This window comes from Fischerella sp. JS2, assembly GCF_032393985.1.
Taxonomy (GTDB): Bacteria; Cyanobacteriota; Cyanobacteriia; order Cyanobacteriales; family Nostocaceae; genus Fischerella.
The window spans coordinates 4,812,761-4,835,827 of sequence record NZ_CP135918.1 but is presented as its reverse complement, the minus strand read 5'-3'; the positions used below and the strand labels follow the sequence as shown (position 1 = coordinate 4,835,827).

The window sequence follows — 23,067 nt, the reverse complement described above, 5'->3', positions numbered from 1 at the left end:
AATGGTACAAGCACTAGATAAACCTACAACTAAATTACCGCCTTCTACTCATGAATTTGCAGAAATAATTCACCGTTTAGAAGCTGGCGGTTCAATGTTACCGGATACGCCAGAAAATTTGATGCAAATTATCGGCATTTATAAGGCTTATGCAGTGCCGATGGATTTCTACTGGCGTGACTTACTTTATATTGCCGAACAGGTTTTTTTAGATCCGTTTCCCTTCTTTAAATACTTTATTTCTCAGGAGTATTTAGAGCGGCATAATCATTATGCTGGTGACGATGCTGATTTGCGAATTTGGCGTGGTGAAGCAACAGCCCATCCAGAACTTTTGGCATTTATGGAAAAGGGTGAAACCTTTAAAATGCCAAAATTGCTTCATCATTGGTTTCATGACCGCATAAATATGGAATTTGCCGAAGAGTGTATGCGGGCAATGCTTTGGCATCGTCATATGTATGCACCAGTGAATCAATTTGATGCTTATCTCGACACTGAAGAGTACAAAGCTAATGCTGATCGCGCTATTAAGGCCTACTTCCAAGGCAACCCCGTAATGCTGGGATTGTATAAACTGTTTCCAGATATGTTTTTGGAACAGTGCCGCCAGATGTCTTATTACGCTAACCTGGGGTTGTTCTGGGAAGTCATGGCACCGGTTTTCTTTGAAATGTCGGACATCTATGATGAAGGCGGATTTAAAGGTGTCCCCGATGCTATGAATTTCTTGGTCAATGGAATTTTTGCGATCGCAGGTCGTCCCATTTACCATCATGTTTATATTCGGGGAGAATGTTACGAAATTATCCCTAAATCTAAGGGCTTTACCTGGCTTTATGAGGCAGCATTACCTTATGTAGAAGCTGTTTTCTATCGTACTTCTCCCTTCCGAGGTACAAAATCTTACAATGCCCAAGCCAGACAAATCCCTGATAAGCAAGAAGATTTCCACTACGGTATTTTATATGCCGATGTATTTCCTGTGGGGACTGCGGGCATTCCACCAACACTTTTAATGCAAGATATGTTGCATTTCTTGCCCCAATATCTTGTGGATTATTACAAACAACACTGTCGTGGTGAAGACGATATGTTGATTCAGTTGGGAATTACTTTCCAACGGTCAATGTACAACGTTACTTCTGCGGTAATTCAAGCCTTACGGACTGCACTTTTATATCCATTAGATGATCCAAATCCCAAACATTTACAAGCAAATCGCGAATTTTTTGAAGCACAATTAAATCGTTTTTGTCGCCCTGAATATGGTATGCGTGATGCTGCCCGTTTACGGCAAATTCAGCGACAGGATTATAGATAACTGATTCAGGGAAAAAGGGCAAGGGTTAAAGGGAAAAGAATAATCCCTTACCCTTGCCCTTTAAAATTTTCCCAAATATCATTAGACCTTTTGCATTAATCCTAAAAACCCCCTCAATCCCTCCATAAACAGGGGGAAGATTTTATTTCCAGAAAAAAACCTCCTTGCGGTACAAGACGAATTAATTGAAAGTAGTGCAACGTAGGAATAGTGTAAATATCAAATCTAGTAAATTATGGACGCTGCTAAACGCCTTACTACTCTCAACCGCATTCGTAAACTTAGCCAATTGATGGATACATCTATACGTATTCCTTTGATCGGCTTTCGCATTGGACTAGACCCCATTATTGGTTTAGTTCCAGGTGCTGGTGATTTAATTAGTACAGCTTTTTCAGCCTATATTATATATTTAGCTACCCGCTTTAGTATTCCACGCCAAGACCTAGCCAAAATGATTTTCAATGTCGGTTTGGAAGCAGTTGTTGGCAGTGTGCCTTTAGTAGGTGATTTATTTGATGCTTTCTATAAATCTAACATCCGTAATTTGGCAATTTTAGAAGAACATTTAATGGTAGTTGATCCGGAACTTGAAGAAACAAAACTTGAAGAATTCGCTCCAATTAACTCTTAATTCTTATTTTCTCTCAACTGATAAAATTTACTGACCTCCCTGGGGAAGTCTCCTTGAGGGACATCTACATGTGTGTTCGATAAAACATTATTTTTTAATATTATCAACACGCTGATTTAACTCTCTAACTTGTCGATTTAACTCTATTTGTCTTTTAATTAAAACATCAAAATCTGATTTCGTCGCTAAATTTGCTTGATTGGGAATAACTTCCTCCACCTGATTTAAACAAGCATTCATGCCAGCAGCAAACTCATAACGAGTGACTGCTTGAGAACCACGATACTTACCATCAGGATATCCAGACAAACAACCCGTCGGAGGCGCTGTGTTACGCCCACCCTTTATAGTTTGTGACAACGTTTTAGAAGGGTAGCAAATAATTGTTACTAATGCGAAAGTCGTCGCTAAGGCCACTGGAGTAATCCTGGACATTAGTTATGCCTCCAAGCCATTGACTGTAATATCTTCATTTTATAGCAGGCTGAGAAGCTAGAACCCCACAAGCAACAGACTTCTTGCAGAAGTCGGGAACAGGAAACGGGGAAGTCTTAACAGGAAAGATTTGGCAGTTTTGCCTGTGAAGAATTGCCTGTTCCCTACCTCTTGCAAAAGTACCTTTTGCAAGAGGTCTAATTAAGCCTACAACGAGGGCATGAAAATTTGACTCTTCCTACTACACCCCTATACCCTATTTTCAAGACAGGCAAGAGAAATAACAGATAATATAAAAAGCGCTTCATAGTTCTTAAACTTTTTCTAACCAATGGCAAGAGATTTGAAGGAATTTATCAAACTACTGGAACAAAAAGGACAACTACAGCGAATTCAAGCGCCAGTAGATCCAGATTTAGAAATTGCGGAAATTTCCAACCGCATGTTGCAAAAGGGCGGTCCGGCGTTATTGTTTGAAAACGTCAAAGGTTCATCTGTGCCAGTAGCGATTAATCTGATGGGGACGGTGGAAAGGATATGCTGGGCAATGAATATGCAGCATCCACAGGAGTTGGAAGAATTAGGGAAAAAGTTGGCGATGCTTCAACAACCTAAGCCGCCCAAAAAGATTTCCCAAGTGATCGATTTTGGTAAAGTGCTGTTTGATGTACTCAAGGCGAAACCAGGAAGAGATTTTTTCCCCGCTTGTCAGCAAGTGGTGGTGCAAGGGGGAGATTTGGATTTGAATAAGTTACCTTTGATACGTCCTTATCCAGGTGATGCTGGTAAGATTATAACGCTGGGATTGGTAATTACCAAGGATTGCGAGACGGGTACACCCAATATTGGCGTGTATCGCTTACAACTACAATCTCATAATACAATGACCGTGCATTGGTTATCGGTGCGGGGTGGGGCGAGACATTTACGTAAAGCAGCCGAACGTGGGAAGAAATTAGAAATTGCGATCGCACTCGGCGTTGATCCTCTAATTATCATGGCAGCAGCGACACCGATTCCGGTAGATTTATCTGAATGGTTATTTGCTGGACTTTACGGTGGTTCTGGTGTGCAGTTAGCAAAGTGTAAAACCGTAGATTTGGAAGTCCCCGCCGATTCTGAAATTGTTTTAGAAGGGACGATTACACCAGGGGAAGTTTTACCAGACGGGCCTTTTGGCGATCATATGGGTTATTACGGTGGTGTAGAGGATTCACCTTTGATTCGCTTCCAGTGTATGACACATCGTAAAGACCCAATTTATTTAACCACATTTAGCGGTCGTCCACCCAAAGAAGAAGCAATGATGGCGATCGCTCTCAATCGGATTTATACTCCTATACTGCGGCAACAAGTTTCGGAAATAGTCGATTTCTTCTTGCCAATGGAAGCTTTGAGTTACAAAGCAGCCATTATATCTATAGATAAAGCCTACCCTGGGCAAGCGCGACGGGCAGCATTGGCGTTTTGGAGTGCGCTACCACAGTTTACTTACACCAAATTTGTGATTGTGGTGGATAAAGACATTAATATCAGAGATCCGCGTCAAGTTGTGTGGGCGATTAGTTCAAAAGTAGATCCCACACGAGATGTATTTATTCTGCCGAATACACCCTTTGACAGCTTAGATTTTGCCAGTGAAAAGATAGGTTTAGGTGGACGCATGGGAATTGATGCTACCACAAAGATACCACCAGAAACCGAACACGAATGGGGTGCGCCCTTAGAATCAGATCCAGAAATAGCGGCGATGGTGGAAAAGCGCTGGGCGGAATATGGTTTAGCAGATTTGCAACTGGGAGAGGTTAATCCGAATTTATTTGGTTACGATTTGAAGTAAAAAGATGACATCAGCAATATTGCTGGTGTCCAAAAATCGGAGAAAGCAAGTGAACAATCAAGCAGCCAAGTTAGCGATCGCCTTAGCATTTAGTAGTATTAGCGTACTTGTTAATACTGGTATAGCTAATCATCATGTGTTAGCCCAATCACCCAAACAACAAAAGTGTGATATTTCTGCCTACATCATTACCAAAGATCCACAAGGTTTAAATGTGCGGAGTGGTGCAAGTCCCACTCACAAGATTTTGGGACAAATAGCTACTAATGAGACAGTAAAAATTACCGCAGCCTCCGGAGAATGGGTGCAAGTTACTGATGTTACTGGTGATTTTCAAGGAACTGGCTGGGTATATTTGCCAATGTTAGGTATATCATCGCGGGGCTATGGAACTAACGGCGTGAATCTTTACACCAATGCTGATCAGCAAAGTCAAAAAGTGGGACAAATTCCCCCCAGCACGAGTGTGAAATTATTAGGCTGTCAGGGAGAATGGGCGCAGGTAGAATATCAAGGTATCAAGGGTTGGTTGGCAAGTGAAGATCAATGTGGTGCTGCGCTGACTAGTTGTTCTTGAATTACACCTTCTACTGTTGTCCTACATGAGAGGGGGTAAGACAGAGAAAATAACTATAGAAACGCACAAGAAGTAACAAGAGAGTGTTTCAGGGAGATACTTTTATGCCTTCTCCATTTCCAGGAATGAACCCTTATTTAGAACATCCTGAACTATTTCCAGGATTACATCATTGGCTGATTATGCCTCATGGATCTGCTCGAATTGTAAACGTCATCACTCAAGAATATTTGAGTAATTTTAACAAAGCATTGTGCTGAATAGATAGGCGATCGCACTCTTTAACTCCTCAAAACCTGGCATAATCAAACTTTTACCACTCGCAAATCTGATGTAAATCCTGCCAATGCCTAACGATGAGTATGACAGCCCGTGGAAAGAAGCAATTGAAACCTACTTTCGAGAATGCATCGAATTTTTCTTCCCTATCGCAGCCGAGGGGATAAACTGGGAGCGAGGCTATACTTTTCTGGACAAAGAGTTACAGCAAGTTGTTCGAGATGCAGAATTGGGGCAAAGGTTGGTGAACAAAGGTGGGTATTAGTCCATCTAGAAGTCCAAAGTCATGAAGAAACTAACTTTGCCCAACGGATGTACGTCTACCACTACCGCCTGTTTGACCGTTACAATCGGTCTGTAGCTAGTTTAGCTATCTTAGGTGACGATCGCCCGACATGGAAACCAAACCAGTATAGCAATGAGTTATGGGGCTGCGAAGTCAAATTTAAGTTTCCTATAGACAAATTGCTTGACTATAGCCAACTATGGACAGAATTAGAAGAAAGTTCTAACCGCTTCGCTACAGTGGTTATGGCTCATTTGAAAGCAAAGGAAACACGCCAAGATGACGAAGGACGTAAGCGGTGGAAGCTTTATTTGACAAAACGACTCTATGAAAAAGGCTATTACCGCGAAGATATTATCAACCTGTTTCAGTTTATCGACTGGGTGATGAGATTACCTGAAGAATTAGAGAACAGCTTTTGGCGAGAAGTGACTCAATATGAGGAGGAAAAGAAAATGCCGTATGTAACTAGTGTAGAAAGAAAAGGGATTCAAAAAGGTATAAGGGAAGGGTTATTGGAAGGCATTGAAATGGGTTTGGAGCTAAAATTTGGTGATGAGAGGCTAACAATATTACCAGAAATCTCTCAGATACAGGACGTAGATGTATTAAGAGCGATTCTCACCAGTATCAAAACCGCGAATACTCTAGAAGAACTCCGGCGAATTTATCAATAAATTACTACTGATACCCTACTGTAAAAAGCAGCAATATTCTGACAAAACAAGCTACTCTCTCTTAGTACACACTCATCTCCAGTGCATCGCATTAGCCCCCTCCTCGCAAGCGAGAAGGGGGAATGAGAGTGAGATAGAAAGCTTTGTGAGTTCTCTTGTTGAGTCATTTGATGATTAGAGGCTAGCTGATTTATGTGCGTTTATTTTTCCCACTATCCTTGGCTACACAACTAAAAGCGTTGCGAATCTAACCAGATGGCTTAAGGCGATCGCATCCTGCATCCTACTTCTCAATACAGTTCAGTGAAGCGCCTATTCATCTACATCTGTTGAATTGCTTGAGTTTATTTGTGCGATCGCAGCAAACTAATCTATATTGTGAAAACTACCTCGTTGGATTGAGGGATTGTTTAGTTAAAAATATTAAATTTTGTAATATTTAATCTATATAGCTTGATTTTGCAAAAAAGCTATGAAAGCAAACAAAGGCATTTTACAAAAAGCTTTGTTCAGTATTGTTGGTACGGGTAGCCTATTTGCCTTGTCTGCCTGTGGTCAACCTAGTGTAGAAAATACCACCCCTTCAGCACAAACACCTACAGAAAATTCTTCATCCGTAGCTGAAGTAACTCCCACAACTACTGCACCCGCAACACAAACTCCTACTGGTACAACTGCAAACAAAAACTTTGCAGAACTTGCCCAAGCAGCAGCCAGCCAAGGTTCATTTAAAATTTTGACCCAAGCAACAAAAGCAGCAGGTTTAGAAGAACAACTAACAGCACAAGGACCCTATACAGTCTTTGCACCTACTGATGCTGCTTTCAACGCTTTACCACAAGGTACTTTAGAAAATCTCCTCAAACCAGAAAACAAACAACAACTAGTGCAACTTCTCACCTACCACGTCATTCCTGGACAAGTCACCTCAAGTCAATTGACATCTGGAGACGTAAAAACAGTCGAGGGTACTCCTGTCACAATCGATGTTAATAGTACTGCTAGAACAATATCAGTTAATGGTGCGAAAGTTACTCAAGCCGATATATTGGCTAGCAATGGTGTTGTTCACGTAGTCGATAAGGTAATTTTGCCTCCCAATTTTCAAGTAAATCCTACTTCTAGTCCAACATCACAATAAGTTAATAAGTAGCCATCATGAATTATATACACCAAAATGAATGAAAAACCTCACAAGAACTACCCCTCTGCCATCTGCCTTCTACTTATCATCAAATTAAAAAACCGGGGAACATAATTGCTACCCGGTTCAGTCTACTACGATGAGAATCCTCAGTTTAGGGACACCTTACTGCTGTGTCCCTATTTATTTAGTTTGTCTAGATTACAGAGCAACAGTTTTCTTGATAGCAGCATTGAGTTCGCCTTTAGCATACTTAGCAGCAAACTCTTCCAAAGAAACCTGCTTGATCTTACTAGCATTACCAGCAGTTTCAAATTGTTGGTAGCGTTCAGCACAGACTTTTTGCATGTACTTAATAGAAGGCTTGAGGAAGTGACGGGGGTCAAATTCTTTGGCATCTTTTGCCAAAGCTTCCCGCACAGCAGCAGTAATTGCCAAACGGTTGTCGGTGTCGATATTTACCTTGCGTACACCGCTCTTGATGCCTTTTTGAATTTCTTCTACAGGTACACCGTAGGTTTCAGGAATAGCACCACCGTACTGGTTAATCAAAGCAATCAAATCTTCAGGTACGGAGGAGGAACCGTGCATTACTAAGTGAGTGTTAGGCAAACGGCGGTGAATTTCTTCAATACGGCTGATTGCCAAAATTTCACCAGTTGGCTTGCGGGTGAACTTGTAAGCACCGTGGCTAGTACCAATCGCAACAGCCAAAGCGTCCACTTGGGTTTGCTCAACAAAATCAACAGCTTGGTCAGGATCAGTCAACAGTTGGGAATGATCAAGTTTACCCTCGAAACCATGACCATCTTCTGCTTCGCCCATACCAGTTTCCAGAGAACCCAAGCAACCGAGTTCGCCTTCAACGCTGACACCCAGTGCATGAGCTACTTCCACCACTTGGCGGGTAACTTTGACGTTGTACTCATAGCTAGCAGGGGTTTTAGCATCAGCTTCCAGGGAACCATCCATCATCACGCTGGTAAAGCCGTTCTTAATTGCTGAGTAGCAAGTGGCAGGCTCGTTACCATGATCTTGGTGCATAGCAATGGGAAGATGGGGATAAGTTTCCACTGCTGCCAAAATCAAATGACGCAGGAAGTTTTCACCAGCGTATTTACGAGCGCCACGAGAAGCTTGCAAAATCACGGGGCTATCTGTTTCATGGGCAGCTTGCATAATCGCTTGAATCTGCTCCATGTTGTTCACGTTAAAAGCTGGAATACCGTAATTGTTTTCAGCCGCGTGATCCAACAGCAGCCGCATTGGCACGAGCGCCATAGATAGTCCTCCTAATTGTGTTGTCAGCTAGTCGGTTTGGAATTTAGCGTAAATAAATATTACGCCAATCTTAAGAAAATATTGTGAGCCTATAGGAAATTATAACTAGTGATGGGTGATTTCTGTAGAAAAACTTTGCCCTATGGCTCAACATAAACCTACCTAATAGTTGCCTATATTTATTATCTACCTTTTTTATATGGGTCGCCTGGGATTCGAACCCAGAACTAATCGGTTAAAAGCCGAGTACTCTACCTTTGAGTTAGCGACCCGCTGTCCGCGATTTGCAACTTCACCACTATATCACATATAGCTGGGGATTTGTAAAGGGGTTTAGAAAAATTTTGCCGAAATTCTCACATTTGCTGTACAAGTGTCTCCTGGTTGCAACACTGTCAGATGTTCACTAGTATTGATGGCGTTACGGGGCGCACTCCAAGGTTCTAGACAGTAAAAATCTTTGCCCTTGAGAGTCCAAAACACAAGGGTAGAAAAGATATTGTCGTATTCCAGCGTGAGTTTTAATTTCCGGCTATTGTCAATTACACTGGCTGATTGACTAGCTAGCTGTTTAAATGCCACATCGATTTCATCTTGATTGAAATCAAATTTACCTGCAAAAGAGTGAATTTCCTGACTTCTTTGGTCTTGGTATTCTTGAGCAGGAATCTCAAACTGCAATTGGGTTTTATCCTGGGTAAAAAAGTAAGGATGAAACCCAAAAGAAAAGGGCATTACTTCCAAGGAAAGATTTGTATACTGCTGCTGGATTCCTAAGGTATTGCCTTGGATTTTATAATTAAAAATTAGCTGAAAATCAAAAGGATAAACTGCTCGTGTTTGTTCATTGCTATTAAGAGTAAGACTCAAACTCACTGCATCTTGAGTAACTTGATCAGTTACTTGCCAAGGTAAATCACGAGCAAAACCATGTTGTTTTAAGGTGTACTGCTTACCGTTGTAAGTGTAACTATTGTCGGGTACATTGCCGCAGATGGGGAACAAAATCGGGATACCACCCCTAACACTCAACTCTGGGTTAGCAAAGCGTTCTGTATCTAGGTAAAGAATTTCCTGCCCTTGAGTTCGCCAACGAGTAATAATACCGCCACGTTCTGGAACAACTTCTAGCTGAGAGTTGGCAATTTCATGCGTGAGAATGTAGGTTTTATATTGTTTTTGTTGAATAGAGATAGAAGACACTGCTTTGGAATAATGAATTATAAGTAACGTCTAAGGTGAATTGAAAAAGCAACATAAGGTTTTTTGGCAATTGTCCAGTTTGATTTTAATTAACGAACACCGATACACACTCATAGAACACAGAGAGATTTTCGCCTTACACGGTATTCATCTATGTTCGCCTTAAAAACAGGATTTTTGCCATAGTTTTAATTCACATTAAGACATAAATAATAAATTATGAAATTATGAAATTTTTCAGCATTCATAATTCATAATTCATTATTTCTATTAGTCTTCCGCAAATACGTAGCGATACAGTTCGCTTGGGTCTGGTTCCGGGCTACTTTCAGCGAACTTCACTGCCTCTTCTATTTCTTGCTGGATTTTGCGGTCAATCTCTTTTAATTCTTCCTCTGTTGCCAGGTTTCTTTCTGTAAGATAAGCAGCAAATTTCTTAATTGGATCACGGGCAAACCAAAATTCTTTCTCATCCTTGCTACGTAACTCATCTGGATCTGCTAAAGAGTGACCCCGGAAGCGGTAAGTAAGTGCTTCAATCAATGTCGGGCCTTCACCTGCACGGGCGCGGGCTACGGCTTCCTGGGCCACCGCACGCACTGCCATAATATCCATACCATCTACTTCCACACCCACCATGTTGAAGACGCTGGCTTTTTTATAAATTTCGGGGTCGGAAGTTGCCCGTTCATGAGCCATACCAATAGCCCATTTGTTATTTTCAACGACGAAAAGGATTGGTAATTTCCACAGCGCAGCCATATTTAAGGTCTCAAAAAACTGACCGTTGTTACAAGCACCATCACCAAAAAAGCAAGCTGTAACTTGATCAGCACTGGCATCACCTAGCACTTCTCGGCGGTATTTACTTTGAAAAGCTGCCCCAGCTGCTACAGGAATACCTTCTGCGACGAAAGCATAACCACCCAACAAATGATGTTCCGCAGAGAACATATGCATGGAACCGCCACGTCCTTTACTGCAACCTGTGGCTTTGCCAAATAACTCTGCCATTACTTCTTTTGCTGGTACTCCCGCACTCAAAGCATGAACGTGGTCGCGGTAGGTACTGCAAACAAAATCTTCTCCTGGTCGCATTGCTCCTTGGATGACACCTGTGGAGACTGCCTCCTGACCATTGTACAAGTGGACAAAACCAAACATTTTGCCCCTGTAATACATTTCGGCACATTTGTCTTCAAAGGTGCGTCCGAGTACCATATCTTGATACAATCGCAGTCCTTCTTCTCTATCAATTTGGGCGCTAGCAACGTCAAATTTGGGTAAAGTACGTTCTTGAACCATTATTTTTTAGTATCCCTGTAGTAACACTTAAAGTTACCATTTTTAAAAGAATTGGATAATTTAGACTCGAAAAACGAGTTAAAAATTAAACAGTCCTTTACTATTACTGTTTTATGTTTTTTCCTGGAGGAGTTAAGATAACAACCCTAGACCCAAGACTATCAACCAGGATAGCTTGCTTTCTGCATAGTCATTAACAAATTAAAAAATTGAATATTTTATATTTTTACTTCCCTAGATAATTGCCATAAATATACAACTATGTTATACTTCGGTTCGCTCGCCAGCAGCAGCAAACCTATGAAACGGGGTCTGCTTGATGGCATGTTTGGAAACTTTCCTCACAAGCAGTCGCAGGAATGTTTAACTCATACATTCCAGCCAGAAAAAAATAGTAAATATCTGCCAACAGAATATGATTGGCGCTACTCTCAAATAAATTGGAGGAGCAGAATAAAACTTGTTGCAAAACACACTTGTTGTGTGAAAACAACGAGTTATTATTATGGCACGGTTTTACACTCTTGGAATGCTCTCTTAGAATTATGTCGATCGCGCTGCAGGGGAAGTAGGCTGTGCGAATCCCGCTAGATTACTACCGAATTTTAGGACTGCCTTTGGCAGCAAGTGAGGAACAATTGCGGCAGGCGTATAGCGATCGCCGGCAGCAATTGCCACGACGCGAGTATTCCCAGGTAGCGATTAACTCTCGCAAACAACTTATTGAAGAAGCTTACGTGGTTTTATCAGATCCCAAAGAACGCAGAGCCTACGATCAAATTTATCTTGCCCATGCCTATGGTTCCGAGAGGGAAAACAATCCTACCGTAGCAGTGGAAAACCGTGCTGTTGACCATGACTCGATTGAGTCTCAAGGTCTCAGTATTGAAATTAATCCAGAGGAATTAGCAGGTGCTTTGCTGATTCTGCAAGAGTTAGGAGAATACGAACTGGTACTAAAGCTAGGTCATCCATACCTGACTAACAATAACAGTACTGGCGTCCAAGTAGGCAAAACTCCAGAAACTAGTGAATTTAGTGATATAGATCCCCAAAGAGCAGATGTTGTTCTTACAGTTGCTCTTGCTTGCCTAGAACTAGGTCGAGAAGAATGGCAACAGGGTCATTACGAAAATGCAGCTGCTTCCCTAGAAACAGGCGATCAGTTATTAGCACATTTTGGTCTATTCCCAAATGTGCAAGCTGAAATTCAGGCAGACCTTTACAGACTGCGACCGTACAGAATTTTAGAGTTACTTGCCTTACCCCTAGAAAAAACTGCCGAACGCAAGCAAGGGTTGCAATTACTACAAGATATCTTAGACGATCGCGGCGGTATTGATGGTACAGGGAATGACTACTCTGGTCTCAACATTGATGACTTTCTACGCTTTATTCAGCAACTGCGTAACCACCTGACAGTAGCAGAACAACATCAATTATTTGAAGCGGAAAGTAGGCGTCCTTCTGGCGTAGCCATATACTTGGCTGTTTATGCATTGATAGCACGCGGATTCACCCAACGTCAACCAGCTTTGATTCAGCAAGCAAAACAGATGCTGATCCGTCTAGGCAAGCGCCAAGATGTGCATTTAGAACAGTCTTTATGTGCTTTGATGTTGGGTCAAACAGAAGAAGCTACCCGGGTCTTAGAACTGAGTCAGGAATACGAAGCCCTAGCTTTTATTCGGGAACATTCTCAAAACTCTCCTGATCTGCTTCCAGGCTTGTGCTTATACGGTGAACATTGGCTGCAAAACGATGTTTTTCCTAACTTCCGAGATTTACTCAAGCAGCAAGCTTCCCTGAAAGATTATTTTGCTGATCGGCGGGTACAAACTTATCTAGAACAGCTACCTACGCAGGCAGAAACTAATTATGAAGGGTCAACAACTAACCAACCTTCCCATGCTCCAACCCAAATAAATCCTCAAAGTTACGGCAGCGACCCTAATATAGTTTACGGACAATTTCCCAATAGTAGAACTTATTCAGCAAAATCTCCACTCCAGTCATCTTCATCCTCTCCAACATCACCAACCCATTCAACTACCGAGGATACAAGAGTAGACATGCCCGTTATTCCCGTTTCTGGTGTGGAACGTGCAAGCAGAAGTAATAACTATTACATGAATGGTTCTGCTAGAGATGATGTACACTCTCATCCACAAACCCCAAGAAGACGTAAACCCAACCAATCTCCTCATTCCAGAGGACACTATAGAGAACAGCGTCCACCTGCTGCTTCACGCCGGAGGCGTTCTGCTTCTCGGGGGGGCAATGCCAAAATGCGGTTACTTTGGGTGGTGGTGACTACTTTGGCAAGTCTATTAGTTTTATGGCTGGCGATTTCAACAACTATAAAATTCGTACATAACGCATTGAGACCAGCACCAACTTTACAAGGTCAACAATTATCAATCCAAATCAATGAACCACCATTAACTATTCCTGAGCGCAACAGTAAACCCCAGTTTCCTACAGGGAAACTCACAGAAGTGACAGCAGAAGAGGTGATTCAGACCTGGTTAGCAACTAAATCTGCTGCCTTAGGACCAAATCATGAAATTGATAGTTTGGAGAATATTTTGATCGGCTCAGCCCTGACTCAATGGCAACTCGTTGCTCAACAAGACAAAGCTGATAACCGTTATCGCAAGTATGAACATAGCGTTAAGGTAGAATCTTTAGAAATTGATCCCACAGATCAGGAACATGCTGCGGTGCAAGCTTCCGTAACTGAAGCAACTAGTTTTTATGAAAACGGTTTACTAAACCAGCAGAAGTCCTCTAAAGAAACGGTGCGAGTTAGATATAACTTGGTTCGCAAACCTGATGGATGGCGTATCCGGGAAATCTCGGTTTTGAATAAAGTTAGTTAATTGTTATTAGTTAGGAATCAGTTAACAGTTAACAGTCAGTAATAGAATTTGATAACTGATAACTGATAACTGAGTTATGCACCTGATGATTTTTCATGTCTTGAAGTTAAGTCAAATTATCTACTTAAATCGGAGCAAAAGCCTCTGGCGGAATCGGTATCAGTTCAGGAGTTGCTAAGGTAGTTGCCTGTCTGTACCAGATGCCATCAACCTCAAAACTCTCAAATTGGGTTGTGAGGATTGCCCAAGTTTGTTCGTTTAACCCACCCCGGTAAGTCATAGTGAATCTGCTTTGCTGAGTTAGTCGTCGTTCCAGTTCTGCCAAATCTTCTGCTAACCAGAACCTATTCATCACCCTTTGAGTGGCAACCTCCGGGGGAGTTTGTAGCATGTCAGACATTAGTTGATTAACAATTATTTGTTTATTGTTATCTTGTCTGATAATGCTAATCGGACGTTCACTTTCAGCAGCAGCAACCATACGTTTCAACAACCCTACTGGTAATAGCAGCTGACTGCAAAAAACTTCGCCTCCCACAGGTAACATGCGCTCGGCAGTTTCGGCGGGTGTTGGGGGTTTCTGGGATGCCATCCACCCATAAAATTCAATGGGTCGCTTGCAGTGTCTCCACCCAATTCGCACCTTACCGTTGATTTTTGCTGCGGTTTCACTTAAAGCATATCCGTAGCTTTGAGCAAGGTGGGTTGCATCTTTCTTGGTTGGGGCAAGGATAGAAACCCCATCATAGGACAATTTATAGTTCCAGCCCGGTTGGTTTAGGACTTTCAGAACGCTCGCACTCATTCACACCACCAAAATCATTGTTTAGGGAACTAAAAGTTTTTTGCCAAATCATTTTTTGTTCTTCCTCAGGGATAGCCAAACTAGACATAATAATGGCGAAGTCCCCTGGTGTAGGCAGAACTTCTCCTTTGGCAAGCGCTTGTAGGTTTTTGACTCCACAGCGCTTAAGTTTTGTCATGTTGGCTCGAACTACATCAGCAATTGTGATCAGGCGATTTGCCTGTTCTAGTTGGGAGGAGTTGGAAGCTGTTTTTTTTCCCAGCCACTCACGGATCATCTCTTCTAACGCGTCGCTTTGAGACACACCCTCACGAGCGCAGATGCTTTTGAATTCCCGCGCCAACTCTACCGGTACATAACCGCTGACTTGTTTGTAATCCTCACAACGCCTTCTGTCGGTCATTTTGTGAACTGTATAGATATCACATTTGTCTTCTATTCTCTCTCATGATATCTAAATTGTTTGACATGATTTTTTGTCATTTTTACATGAATCATTGACATGAAAAAATGACAAGTGTTAGCATAGCAGTACTGACACAATTAATCGGTCAGCTACTGCAACTTAGTAAAATTTAAGATTAACGGTAGATGCCTATAAAAAAGGTAGATACCCTGGTAATTACTTGGCTACCCTGATAACTAGCTTGCGGGTGAAAAACAAGGGGCTTAAAGCCCCTTTGCTAGTTATTATACAATCATCAAGTTTAATTATGTATAATATTTTATAAATTCTCTGATAAGAAATTGAAATTTAGCTACACACAGAGAAATTTGAAGAAATATTAAGTATTTGGCTGGTAACAGGTAATATCAAGTTCGGCTAATTGCTGACGATATTATGCTTCGTTGTTGGGCATTAGGCATGGGAAAATCATCAGTATCTTAATTACCAATTACCCATCACCAGCCTATGCGACAGTATAACTGTTCAAGCGGACATGATATATCAAAAAATAAAAATTACTTGTAAGTCCCACTTTTGCTGTTGACGAATAATTTCTACTTGACGAATGAATTCGCGAAAATAAAATCGTCGTTCTGGTTCTGATAAATCCAACCAAAATTGAGGGATAGAAACTGCAACTGCAACAGAACGCAAGTTTACTGGTGGTAAAGCCGCTAACTTTGCTTGCAGTGTAGATATTTCTGTGCGGAGTTTGTATGCCCTTAATTTGGCTGTTTGTGCATCTAGTACTCCAGTTTCGACTAAAGCTGGTAATTGTGTGAGTATTTCTTGCTGACGAGCGATCGCATCCCCTAAGCTATGCTTAACTGCATCCAATTGAGGAGAATTCATTTTGTCCACCGCCACGGGTAAATCGCGACAAATAGCTTGAATAGTCTGCTCTAATACTTCTTGATAAGGAATAGCCCGACACTTGGGCTGTTTTATACAGCTAATTGGACGTAAATAAAGATACTCTTTGTCTTGGTTGCGAATAGTAACGCGAGCAACACCCATATGTGATTGACATTCGCCACAAACAACCAACCCCGCTAGAGAACGCGGCGCACTTGCAGTCCGTGATGGTAAACGACTATTACGGCGTAAAAGCCTGTCAACTTGCGCTGCTTCTTCCTGAGAAAGGATAGGGGGATGGGTATTGGCAAGAATTTCCCCATTTTGATAAGCAGTACTACCACGATAAACTGGATTAGTCAACCAACGACGCCCTGTGGTGACAGAAATTTTCTTGCCGTATTTTTTCGCGAGGTAACGCACTGCTCCTCGCAGGGAACCATAAAGCAGAAACTGTTCAAAAAAATCTTTAACTACAGGAGAAGTACTACGGTCAATAATGTACTTATCTTTACCTCGACGATATCCATAAGGTGCTTTTCCAGGAGGGGGAGTAGCATCTAAACGATTACGAGCGTGTCCTTGACGGATACGGCGACTGTGTTGCTGTCGTTGAATCTCATGTAGCAATTGTAACAATTGAGCATGAAGATTAGGAGAGTTCTCAGCAGAATTGTAACCTTGCTCCACTGCAACCAGCGTTATCCCCATTGCTTCGATTTGGCAAAGGCGATCGCTCACTTCCTCAACGTTATCCCCCAATTCATCTAGACGGCGGACAATGATATAATCAGGCGGATCGTTTTGACAGTCAATTAGTAATTGTTGTAACTCCGTGCGCTGTCCTAAATCTTGGTACACTCTATCTATTTCCCATCCCCAAGTCTGAGGATCGGCAGCAGTTTCTAGTAAAGGATCGTTGTAGGTGTAAGCAAGAATTTTCATCAGACAGAAGTTAGATGTTTGTTGGTTGTTGGTTGTTGGTTGTTGGTTGTTAGTGGGTACAGACGCGAGGAACATCGCGTCTGTACATTAGTAGTTAGTAGTTAGTAGTTAGTGGTTAGTGGTTAGTGGTTATTTACTCCACCCTTACCTTAAGCCTATGAGCGCGTCTACACACTCCCCACTGCCCCTAATCCCCACCAGCGATCCCGAGTTCCCCATCACCCCTGACTTAACTCAATCACATTTCCATCCGGATCTTGGGTGAAAACAGCAGGGCGACCAGAAGCACTGGGTTGTATTAGGCAGTTATAATTTAATAGCTGCTGTTTAGCGGCATCTAAGTCGGAAACTAAAAAAGCAACGTGGGGATTGCGTCCCCATTTTTCATTTTTGGATTCGTCCTTAACGCTAGGCCCTACGATCAGGTGAATTTGATACTCGCCGACTTGATACCAAGCGCCAGGGAATTTCATCGGACGTTCTACTTTGGGCAATCCCAACACAGTGCCATAAAAATGTTGGGAGCGTTCTAAGTCAGTTACAAGAATTGCTGTATGAACACACTGGGTAATCTGCATATGGAGAATCGGGGATAGGGGACAAATAATCAGTTATCAGTTATCAAATTAAACTGGTCACTGATTTAGGATACGGGGGAGGTGGGGGACAAGGGAGAACATCTATACTCCTCACACTCCACCCTTACCTTAAGCCGCTACGCGTCTACACACTTCCCCCACCTCCCCACCTCCCAATTCCTCTACGCAGGCACAATAAACTTCTCACTACCTGCTAGTCCAAATGCTGCATGAATAACTTGTAGTGCCTTCACACCTTCTTCTTGGGTGACTACACAACTAATTTTGATTTCTGAAGTAGCTATCATTTGAATGTTTATATGATGCTGCGCTAGGGCTTCAAACATTTTCGCAGCAATGCCTGGTTGTCCTACCATGCCAGCACCAACGATACTGACTTTGGCGATCGCCTGATCTAGGGCTACTTCACCCCAACCATATTCTACTGCTTTGGCTTGCAACATTTTCTGTGCTGCTTCTGCATCCATCTGCGCCACTGTAAAAGCAATATCGCGCATCGGCACACCATTAACTACATGACAGCGTTGGGACTGAATGATCATGTCCACACTGATATTGTTGTCTGCCAAAAGTCCAAACAGTTTTGCCGCAGTTCCCGGACGATCTTGAACTTGGCGAATAGCTAGACGTGCTTGGTTCATATCGAGGGCGACACCGCGTACGCAAGTGTGAGGAGTGAGGGGAGTGGGGGGAGTGTGAGGGGTGGGGGGAGTGTCTAAATCGAACGCTTCTTTAAGGGCGGCGACGGTGCGATCACATTCTTGGGCAGCAATGACGCAGCTGACTTTAATCTCACTGGTAGAAATCATTTGGATATTCACACCTGCTGCTGCTAGGGTGGCGAACATTTTGGCGGCGACTCCGGGACGCCCGATCATCCCTGCACCAGCAATACTGACTTTCGCAATATTTTGCTGCACCATCACCTCAGCTTCTTCATTTGGGCTACTCTTGTGACTGCGGAGAACAGGAGCAATGGCAGCAGCTACGGCTTCGGCTTTCGGTAGAACTGGTGTAATTACGGTAAAAGCAATGTCATTACTATTACCTTCATGGATTGATTGAATAATTAAATCTACATCTACATCCTGACGAGCAATTTCTCCAAACAGCCGCGCTGCGACACCTGGTTTATCTGGGACACGTAATAATGCTACTTTGGCTTGATTAGTATCAGATTCAACACTATCTACTGGACGTGCAATCTCTAAATTGATTAGCGATCGCTCTTTGACTGGAGGTGAAGTTACCCAAGTACCGGGATCATCTGTCCAGCTAGAACGTACAACCAGAGGCACTCCGTAGTTACGGGCAATTTCCACAGCCCGAGGATGCAAGACTTTTGCCCCTAAACTAGCGAGTTCTAGCATCTCATCGCAGGTGATTTCACTCATCAACTGCGCCTCAGGAACTAGACGAGGATCGGTAGTGAGAATCCCTGGTACATCGGTATAAATTTCACAAAAATCTGCCTTTAAAGCAGCTGCGATCGCCACAGCAGAAGTATCTGAGCCACCTCGCCCTAAGGTAGTAATTTCTAATGCATCGGTTCTGCTAATGCCTTGAAAACCAGCAACAACAACAACTTTGCCTTCTTGAAGATGCTTAGTGAGCCGTTCTGTTTGAATATGTAAAATCCGAGCGCGGGTGTGTTCAGCTTCGGTGACAATTCCTACTTGAGCGCCAGTCAGAGAAATTGCTAGTTGTCCTAACTCTTGCAACGCCATACTCACTAGAGCAATCGATACCTGCTCACCTGTAGAAAGCAACATATCCATTTCCCGACGGCAAGGATTTTTAGAGATTTCCGCAGCTAATTTCACAAGTCCATCGGTGGTTTTGCCCATCGCAGAAACCACCACCACTATGGAATTTCCTGCTTTTGCAGTTTTAGAAACGCGTTGTGCAACAGAGACAATGCGTTCAACGGAACCGACAGATGTACCACCGAATTTCTGAACTATGAGCGACATAACTTTTACTAAAGGAATTGTGCTTGCTTTATCAACACCCGCACTGCATGAGTAAGTTGGGAAGGCTCTGCAAGTATATTAATTTAACAACTTATCAGAATTAGCTGACACAAAAAATGTGAAATTTAAACTTCTTTGATAATACTTGGTTGTGGTTGCTGGAGAAACACGCTAGCTTGTGTTCTACAATGGATTATGACTCAAATAAATAAAACTGTATTCAAGCACCTGCTTTTGAAGTCTATTAGATATACACTAATCGTATCTTTAATCCTTGCCACTGTTGTTAATATACAAGCGTGCATTAAGTGTATTATTTATAGCAATTCTAAATCATTTGTGAAAAACAAGATCCCCGACTTTTCTAATAAGTCGGGGATCTGGGTGATGTGATTGTTTACAGATCAAATAGAATTGCTATAGTATATCTTGTCACTAATTAAATTTATTTCAAGACTGATACCTAAACAGGGATAGAAACCTTAATTAAGATTTGATGAACTTTCCTAGCTACTTTTAGCTAGGAAAATACCAACAAAAGCTTTTACTAGAATTCATAATTTATCCTGTTCATAGCAAATCTATGCGAGTCCACTATTACTCGACACATAAGTTTTGACTCTTCGCGAGGCGTCAGATCCCCAACTTTTTCAAAAAGTCGGGGATCTGGTCAACCTATCAAAATCAATTTGGTGAACTACTAGGAGCCAATTATTACTGAGGTGCTATTAGAAGTTTTGCTGGAGTTAGCTCCTAGCAGTATAGATATGTTGGCGACAGTTGCTGAGTATATCTAAGGGATTTATTAGGAAAAAACTAAAGCTTCAATGCAATTAGTTTTAACAAATATCAATGAGCGAGTGAAGATAAAATTACCTTATGCATCCTATACTATTGCATCTCCAAATATTACTTGAAACTGATTACAAAGATTACATCTTTCGCATATTTCTACTTTCAGGGTTAAAGCCATAAGAAAATTTGGTGCTATCGTCGTAACAAGCCCCTGTTAAATTTGCTCCAAATAGTTTGGTATGTTGTAGTTTAGCTCCACGTAGATTTGCTTCTATCAACTTTGCACCACTAAGGTTAGCTCTGGTTAAATTTGCTTTGGCTAGGTTTGCTCCACCTAAATTAGAACCCCATAGTTTAGCTTTTGCCAGGTTAGCACCACTCAGGTCTGCTGCGTACAAATTGATGCCAACTAAGTCTGCTCCTATCAACTTAGCTCCAGCTAAATTGACAGCAGTAAAATCTCTTTCTCCGGCGGCGTAACGCCGTATTAATTCATCGGCATCCATAATTGTTTCACCTTCATCAGCAAATCAGAAGCAATTTGTTCCCATTCTTGCTCAAGTCCAGCATGAAATTCTGGCTTACTACTACGTCTATACCAATAACGGGCATTGCTCAAATCACCTTCTTTTCTGTGCAAATACGCATGAACCCAAGCACTATCAAGATCATTGGCATTTTGAACGATTTCATGCGCTCTATCCCAGTTACCTTTATAGTCAAGCCACAAAGCTTGCAGGGCTTTTGGCAAGGAATCGGGACATTTTTGCTGTTTTTCTATCAATTGCTTGAATTCTTCTAGCGTCATCATTTTTACCCATCCAGTATCAAGCTTCTATTTACCACTCTACCAATGAGTTGTGGCGATCGCATGTGAGATCTTAATTGGAATTTGGATTAGTACTAGTATAAAAAGGTAGGGAACTCTTAATAGGGAAACAATGTGTGTAATTAATTCTGTTTAGCCACTTATAAATATCTACCAAAACCCGCCCCTACTAACAACTAACAACTAATAACCAACAACCAACTATGAATGATTGGCTGAATCAGAACCGTTCTATTTTTCAACTAGCACAAATTATTAGTTGGGCAGCTAATCACCCAATTATCAGTTGCATCATTCTATTGTTTGTTCTAGCTATAGTTAGCAGTATTATTCAAGCAATTGGTCGCTTGGTTGAAGTAGTTAGTAGATCAATATTACAAGTTCCTTTGAAGTTAATGTTGGCTGTGATTAAGTTTAGTTTTTTATCATTTACTCAAGTTGGTAGTATTGTAATCAAAAAGCTAACTAATTCTCAGAAATATGACCATAGTTTACCTGTTTTACCACCAGCAAATTCGCAACTGATGCACGTTCAAAAGCAACAAAGATTAGAAGAAATTTACCAAAGGCTAGCTGAAATTCATAAGGAACAACAGGAACTTTTACAAGAAGCTACAGAACTTATAGCTAAATCGGAGATTGCAAGCGAACAGGAGATAATTGGCAAATAATTTCGTCTTCTTTGCCTGTTAAATAATTGGCAAAGCGTTGAGCTAAAGGTGGGACAATTACTAAGGGGTTGCTAAATCCAGAGAATATGTAGATTCCATTAAATTCGGGAATAGCACCGATTATGGGAAGACGAACGCTACTAAATGCCACTAAACAATGATGCCAAGTTCCTGGTAAATTAGACAATGCTGGCAATATTTCTCCTATACTTCGCCTTAGCCAGCTTTCACTTACTTTTCTATCTATCTCAGCATTTGGATCAGTGAGAACACGGCTAATTTGACCCAAGCGTATACTACCATCTTGAAACTGAATTGCACCCGCATCTAAAATTGGCGTTGCTGGTTGATTTCCGGGTTGATTCCATAGTTCATCAACTCTGCTAGACTCTGCTTCTAATTGAAAGCGTTGCAGATTAGCTGGCATTACTAAGGTACGCAATTGCACTTCTACAGGTGGAGTTTGGATCATCTCCGCATGGGTGAAATACAACCGTATAGGAATACCGGATACTTTTAGCAATTGTCGAGAAAATCCGCCAGCACAGACGACAACGTTAGTGCTGTGATAAGTTTTTGTAGTTGTTTTGATAGTTGGCGAAGCATGGTTTGAGATCAACTGCTGTACTTGGGTAATTTCCATTTCACCCCCAAGGCGCAAAAATGCTTGAATGTAAGCTTGTGCTGTTTTTTCTGGGTTAATATGACCGTGTTTGACAGTTAAAGCGCCTGCGATCGCTTCTTTGTTTAATAATGGTTCCATCTCCCATGCTTGATCAACACTAAGTAACTTGGGAGGAATCGCAAAATGAGCATAAGACGCCGCAGCTACTTCTGGATCGGTATCGGTAGCGATTGTCAATAATAAATCTAACTCTCGAAATTCAATATCAGTGTTTAACTCTTGCGCCAGAATGCGATAACGTGCTATTCCCTCATCGCACAACTGACGCGTGAGGGGAGTTGTACCAGACCAAAAAGCTAAGCCACCATAACTATAATTAGTGGCATTGCGTAAAGTTGCATCTTGTTCTAACAAAAGTACTGAAAAGCCTGTTCTTACAAGTTCATAGGCAAGTGCAGCACCTGTAAAACCCGCACCAATCACGATCCAATCGTAGGTTTTCATCGTTTTGTTACAACTAAAGATGACTTAATCCAAGGATAAGCCGACTTTAGTCGACTTAAGCTATTAGCCCCAAATTTATTTGAGGGCGAGATGTTAAGTGCGCCCTTGAGATTATAGGGAAAAACGAACACAGATGTACACAGATGCACAC

The 23,067-nt window shown here is 41.9% G+C and carries 20 protein-coding genes, 1 tRNA gene and 1 pseudogene; 9 read left to right on the top strand and 13 right to left on the bottom strand.

Features of this window, described 5'->3' with window-relative positions:
• Position 1 precedes the first annotated feature (1 nt).
• Both RS893_RS20585 and RS893_RS20580 read left to right on the top strand, forming a co-directional pair.
• Positions 2-1,324 (top strand): CO2 hydration protein, encoded by a 1,323-nt coding sequence (locus RS893_RS20585; RefSeq protein WP_315787435.1) that lies wholly within the window; start codon positions 2-4, stop codon positions 1,322-1,324.
• A gap of 235 nt (positions 1,325-1,559) precedes the next feature.
• Complete coding sequence (locus tag RS893_RS20580; RefSeq protein WP_315787433.1) at positions 1,560-1,958, top strand: DUF4112 domain-containing protein; 399 nt, start codon at positions 1,560-1,562, stop codon at positions 1,956-1,958.
• Between the two features lie 87 nt (positions 1,959-2,045).
• Here RS893_RS20580 and RS893_RS20575 read toward each other — a convergent pair whose 3' ends face one another.
• The gene (locus RS893_RS20575) at positions 2,046-2,393 is read right to left on the bottom strand and encodes an S-layer homology domain-containing protein (protein WP_315787432.1); all 348 of its coding nucleotides are present in this window, start codon (positions 2,391-2,393) and stop codon (positions 2,046-2,048) included.
• 331 nt (positions 2,394-2,724) lie between these two features.
• Here RS893_RS20575 and RS893_RS20570 point away from each other — a divergent pair, with 331 nt between their 5' ends.
• From RS893_RS20570 to RS893_RS20550, 5 genes and pseudogenes are all read left to right on the top strand, one after another.
• Positions 2,725-4,233, top strand: a complete 1,509-nt coding sequence (locus RS893_RS20570; protein WP_315787431.1) for a UbiD family decarboxylase — start codon at positions 2,725-2,727, stop codon at positions 4,231-4,233.
• A 4-nt stretch (positions 4,234-4,237) separates the two neighbouring features.
• Entirely contained in the window at positions 4,238-4,810 is a 573-nt protein-coding gene (locus RS893_RS20565; RefSeq protein ID WP_315787429.1) for an SH3 domain-containing protein, read from the top strand.
• 104 nt (positions 4,811-4,914) lie between these two features.
• A pseudogene (locus tag RS893_RS30345) lies at positions 4,915-4,995 on the top strand (DUF4058 family protein); the annotation flags it as partial.
• Between the two features lie 220 nt (positions 4,996-5,215).
• Complete coding sequence (locus RS893_RS20555) at positions 5,216-6,052, top strand: cytosolic protein (RefSeq protein ID WP_315787425.1); 837 nt, start codon at positions 5,216-5,218, stop codon at positions 6,050-6,052.
• Positions 6,053-6,524: 472 nt separating this feature from the next.
• Entirely contained in the window at positions 6,525-7,193 is a 669-nt protein-coding gene (locus RS893_RS20550) for a fasciclin domain-containing protein (RefSeq protein WP_315787424.1), read from the top strand.
• A gap of 204 nt (positions 7,194-7,397) precedes the next feature.
• On the opposite strand, the gene fba is transcribed toward RS893_RS20550, so the two are convergent.
• The 4 genes from fba to pdhA all read right to left on the bottom strand — a co-directional run bounded on the left by fba (position 7,398) and on the right by pdhA (position 10,985).
• Positions 7,398-8,477, bottom strand: a complete 1,080-nt coding sequence (fba, locus tag RS893_RS20545) for a class II fructose-bisphosphate aldolase (RefSeq protein ID WP_315787422.1) — start codon at positions 8,475-8,477, stop codon at positions 7,398-7,400.
• A gap of 200 nt (positions 8,478-8,677) precedes the next feature.
• Positions 8,678-8,749 (bottom strand) — tRNA-Lys (locus tag RS893_RS20540).
• 61 nt (positions 8,750-8,810) lie between these two features.
• Complete coding sequence (locus RS893_RS20535; RefSeq protein ID WP_315787420.1) at positions 8,811-9,680, bottom strand: aldose epimerase; 870 nt, start codon at positions 9,678-9,680, stop codon at positions 8,811-8,813.
• 270 nt (positions 9,681-9,950) lie between these two features.
• Positions 9,951-10,985 (bottom strand): pyruvate dehydrogenase (acetyl-transferring) E1 component subunit alpha, encoded by a 1,035-nt coding sequence (pdhA, locus tag RS893_RS20530; RefSeq protein WP_315787418.1) that lies wholly within the window; start codon positions 10,983-10,985, stop codon positions 9,951-9,953.
• A 575-nt stretch (positions 10,986-11,560) separates the two neighbouring features.
• Between pdhA and RS893_RS20525 the strand changes: the two genes are divergently transcribed.
• Positions 11,561-13,867, top strand: a complete 2,307-nt coding sequence (locus RS893_RS20525; RefSeq protein WP_315787417.1) for an IMS domain-containing protein — start codon at positions 11,561-11,563, stop codon at positions 13,865-13,867.
• A 124-nt stretch (positions 13,868-13,991) separates the two neighbouring features.
• Here RS893_RS20525 and RS893_RS20520 read toward each other — a convergent pair whose 3' ends face one another.
• From RS893_RS20520 to RS893_RS20490, 7 genes are all read right to left on the bottom strand, one after another.
• Positions 13,992-14,672 (bottom strand): hypothetical protein, encoded by a 681-nt coding sequence (locus RS893_RS20520; RefSeq protein WP_315787415.1) that lies wholly within the window; start codon positions 14,670-14,672, stop codon positions 13,992-13,994.
• Positions 14,623-15,075, bottom strand: a complete 453-nt coding sequence (locus RS893_RS20515) for a ribbon-helix-helix domain-containing protein (protein WP_315787413.1) — start codon at positions 15,073-15,075, stop codon at positions 14,623-14,625. The genes RS893_RS20520 and RS893_RS20515 overlap by 50 nt, the downstream gene beginning before the upstream one ends.
• A gap of 546 nt (positions 15,076-15,621) precedes the next feature.
• Positions 15,622-16,920 (bottom strand): recombinase family protein, encoded by a 1,299-nt coding sequence (locus RS893_RS20510; protein WP_315792052.1) that lies wholly within the window; start codon positions 16,918-16,920, stop codon positions 15,622-15,624.
• A gap of 218 nt (positions 16,921-17,138) precedes the next feature.
• Positions 17,139-17,498, bottom strand: a complete 360-nt coding sequence (locus tag RS893_RS20505) for a VOC family protein (RefSeq protein ID WP_315787411.1) — start codon at positions 17,496-17,498, stop codon at positions 17,139-17,141.
• Between the two features lie 182 nt (positions 17,499-17,680).
• Complete coding sequence (locus RS893_RS20500; RefSeq protein ID WP_315787409.1) at positions 17,681-19,492, bottom strand: aspartate kinase; 1,812 nt, start codon at positions 19,490-19,492, stop codon at positions 17,681-17,683.
• Between the two features lie 932 nt (positions 19,493-20,424).
• Positions 20,425-20,793 carry a pentapeptide repeat-containing protein gene (locus tag RS893_RS20495; protein ID WP_315787408.1) on the bottom strand — a complete coding sequence of 123 codons (369 nt, stop codon included), beginning with the start codon at positions 20,791-20,793 and terminating at the stop codon, positions 20,425-20,427.
• The gene (locus tag RS893_RS20490; RefSeq protein ID WP_315792051.1) at positions 20,775-21,095 is read right to left on the bottom strand and encodes a hypothetical protein; all 321 of its coding nucleotides are present in this window, start codon (positions 21,093-21,095) and stop codon (positions 20,775-20,777) included. The genes RS893_RS20495 and RS893_RS20490 overlap by 19 nt, the downstream gene beginning before the upstream one ends.
• Before the next feature lie 224 nt (positions 21,096-21,319).
• Between RS893_RS20490 and RS893_RS20485 the strand changes: the two genes are divergently transcribed.
• Complete coding sequence (locus tag RS893_RS20485) at positions 21,320-21,787, top strand: hypothetical protein (protein WP_315787406.1); 468 nt, start codon at positions 21,320-21,322, stop codon at positions 21,785-21,787.
• Here RS893_RS20485 and RS893_RS20480 read toward each other — a convergent pair.
• On the bottom strand, positions 21,744-22,916 hold the full coding sequence (locus RS893_RS20480) for an FAD-binding oxidoreductase (RefSeq protein WP_315787405.1): 1,173 nt from the start codon (positions 22,914-22,916) through the stop codon (positions 21,744-21,746). The genes RS893_RS20485 and RS893_RS20480 overlap by 44 nt on opposite strands.
• Positions 22,917-23,067 lie beyond the last annotated feature (151 nt).